Source organism: Crateriforma spongiae (assembly GCF_012290005.1).
Classification (GTDB): domain Bacteria; phylum Planctomycetota; class Planctomycetia; order Pirellulales; family Pirellulaceae; genus Crateriforma; species Crateriforma spongiae.
Window position 1 is genome coordinate 1 of record NZ_JAAXMS010000036.1, and the last position, 571, is coordinate 571.

Sequence of the window (571 nt, forward strand, 5' to 3'; positions counted from 1 at the left end):
ATTGCCATCACCGGGCACGGAGAGTGATGTTTCCATTTGTAAAACCGCGCAAGCCGTGCTCCGTGTGAATGGCTTGGTTATCCGCCATCGATGCGTAACTCCGAGAAGGCACTTACGGTCGACCGCCGCCAGAGTATAGAGGAAAGCCATATACCCAAGGGTATACCAAGCCAAATCCAAGGAGTAACGATCGGTATGCACGCAAGCCCGGCAGAGATGCGACCATCCCGCAATGACGATAGTCGACGAACGCGACCGATGGATCGCACCATGTATAGCATCACGAAGAAATGGATAAAGGCCAGCAAAATCTCAATTGGCGATGCACCGACGGAAGAGCCAATTGCAAATGTGGCGATGGCGACAGTCCCCGCGATCACGTAGCCGGCCAGTTGCAGCCAGAGCATCAATGCAAGGCCTGTCGTTGGGGCGAGCAGTTTACGCGCAACTTCTTCGCGGTGAGAGGCAACGCCGTTGGGTATCGTTGGTGGCTGATATGGATTGGCGTCCATGTCACGAGCAAGTTAGTGCGGATAACGGTAGCGTTAACCGAGCGGGGGCGTGGAAACGT

The 571-nt window shown here is 55.2% G+C and carries 1 protein-coding gene; it reads right to left on the bottom strand.

Translation table 11 applies throughout. The features are described from left to right. Window positions 1-77: 77 nt before the first annotated feature. Window positions 78-512, bottom strand: a complete 435-nt coding sequence (locus tag HFP54_RS25085; RefSeq protein WP_168567300.1) for a hypothetical protein — start codon at window positions 510-512, stop codon at window positions 78-80. Between the last annotated feature and the right edge of the window lie 59 nt (window positions 513-571).

Coding starts and splice junctions, on each gene's coding strand:
- HFP54_RS25085 (WP_168567300.1), bottom strand. CDS start 512: ATGGACGCCAATCCATATCAGCCACCAACGATACCCAACGGCGTTGCC.